Source organism: Microcystis sp. M53603_WE2, assembly GCF_030065435.1.
In genome coordinates, this window is sequence record NZ_JASJFF010001251.1 from 1 (window position 1) to 1,780 (window position 1,780).

Sequence of the window (1,780 nt, forward strand, 5' to 3'; positions counted from 1 at the left end):
GGGAAGTGGGGAAGTGGGGAAGTGGGGTGTGGGGTGTGGGGAAGTGGGGAAGTGGGGAAGTGGGGAAGTGGGGTGTGGGGTGTGGGGTGTGGGGTGTGGGGTGTGGGGTGTGGGATGTAGGGTGTGGGGAGACGGAGTAGGGGAGCAGGGAGAAAAAACTGATGACTGATGACTGATTACTGATTACTGATTACTGATAACTGATAACTGACCCCTCATAGATTTTTACTTAACTTTATGTCTTTGGTAATTTGTACGGGTTTTCATGATTCTAGATTGACCGAGGATTTTTTAGGACATCTGGGGAGCCAATCGGTCAAATTAAGTCCCTATATTATTATTTCGCCTTTTTCTTGCTTAAATAAAGCTTTTTCACCGGGAGAAGCTCTAACCTTGATTGGGTTTAGTGCGGGGGTGGTAAATGCGATCGCTTTAGCTCATTATTGGCAAGCTCAAGGGGCAAAAATTGCAGCTTTAATAGCTCTAGACGGGTGGGGAGTGCCATTAATCGGTAATTTTCCCATTTATCGCCTTAGTCACGATTATTTTACCCATTGGAGTTCCTGTTTATTGGGTAGCGGTGGAGAAAATTTTTATGCGGATCCGCCTGTGGATCATCTTAGCCTTTGGTCGTCCCCCGATCGAGTGACCGGTTGGTCTATCAATGGTAATTTTGTCCAACGCACCACAGCGTTAACTTTTTTATTAAATCGGTTAGGCAAGAATCAATTAACTATAATTAGGTAGTCCCCTCCCTGTCTTTCCTATTTCTTTACCGCTGCTGATTTATGAGTACATCCGTTCCGAATTCTTCAATTCTCTTGGTGGGAATTGAGGAGAATATCGCTAAACTAGCTAGTGCGGACTTGAAAGAAGCAGGTTATCGTCCCCTGATCGTGCCTAGCATTGATATCGCTTTCCCAGAAGTGAAAAGTTGGCAGCCAGCGATGATTATACTCGATCGCTTCCTCGCAGCGGAGGCTGGTGTGAATTTTTGTAGTCGTTTACGTTCCCAGGGAAGTCGCGTTTATATTATTTTGTTAGTATCTCAAGAAACCCTAGAAGAACGTCTCGCCTGTTTGGAAGCGGGAGCCGACGATTATTTTCTCAAACCCTATAATTCGCAATCTTTTCTCAAATTAATCCGTTTTTACCTGCAACCTCTGGAAATTACCCCCGAACAATTGGGTTTCGGTGACTTAGTATTAGATTTAGCCAGTCGTCGTCTCTCCTATAAAAACAAAAATATTGAGTTGACGATGAAGGAATTTGAACTGCTGCGCTACCTCATGATTCACCCCAAAGAAGTATTATCGAGGGATCAAATTCTCGAAAATGTCTGGGGAGACGAATTTCAAGGAGAATCAAACGTTATTGAGGTGTATATTCGCTATTTACGCCTGAAGATGGAGGCTGGTGGTCAAAAACGCCTCATTCATACCGTGCGTGGTGTGGGCTACGTTTTACGGGAATCTTAACAGTAATCAGTAATCAGTGATCAGTAATCAGTGATCAGTAGATTGCTTTTATTTAATCTCCCCACACCCCACACCCTACACCCCACACCCTACACCCCACACCCCACACCCCACAACCTACACCCTACACCCCACACCCCAAACCCCACCAGCCTAGTCAAGCGCTGCTATTCAATCTGGATGGAGTTGGGGGAATCGATAGGAGGGGTGGAACTTCCCGGGGTGATAGTTTGACGGTATTGACTATAAAGACGGTCGCGCCAAGCAAAAAAGCCCTCGTAGGCGCTATTATCGGCTAACCC

At 45.7% G+C, this 1,780-nt stretch carries 3 protein-coding genes and 1 pseudogene; 3 read left to right on the forward strand and 1 reads right to left on the reverse strand.

Annotated features, from left to right (window positions below):
* The first annotated feature begins 237 nt into the window (after positions 1-237).
* From PX481_RS26175 to PX481_RS26185, 3 genes are read left to right on the forward strand one after another with little or no spacing between them, the layout of a single operon-like run.
* Complete coding sequence (locus PX481_RS26175) at positions 238-747, forward strand: hypothetical protein (RefSeq protein ID WP_002758973.1); 510 nt, start codon at positions 238-240, stop codon at positions 745-747.
* A 41-nt stretch (positions 748-788) separates the two neighbouring features.
* On the forward strand, positions 789-1,478 hold the full coding sequence (nblR, locus tag PX481_RS26180) for a response regulator transcription factor NblR (protein ID WP_002758972.1): 690 nt from the start codon (positions 789-791) through the stop codon (positions 1,476-1,478).
* A gap of 30 nt (positions 1,479-1,508) precedes the next feature.
* Positions 1,509-1,712, forward strand: a complete 204-nt coding sequence (locus tag PX481_RS26185) for a hypothetical protein (protein WP_196219817.1) — start codon at positions 1,509-1,511, stop codon at positions 1,710-1,712.
* Here PX481_RS26185 and PX481_RS26190 read toward each other — a convergent pair.
* Positions 1,646-1,780 (reverse strand): annotated as a pseudogene (locus PX481_RS26190) (glutathione S-transferase); the annotation flags it as partial. The gene PX481_RS26185 and the pseudogene PX481_RS26190 sit on opposite strands and share 67 nt — an antisense overlap.

What these genes read in the sequence shown, in the direction of transcription:
- PX481_RS26175 (WP_002758973.1), top strand. Translation starts at nt 238, where the DNA reads ATGTCTTTGGTAATTTGTACGGGTTTTCATGATTCTAGATTGACCGAG.
- nblR (WP_002758972.1), top strand. Translation starts at nt 789, where the DNA reads ATGAGTACATCCGTTCCGAATTCTTCAATTCTCTTGGTGGGAATTGAG.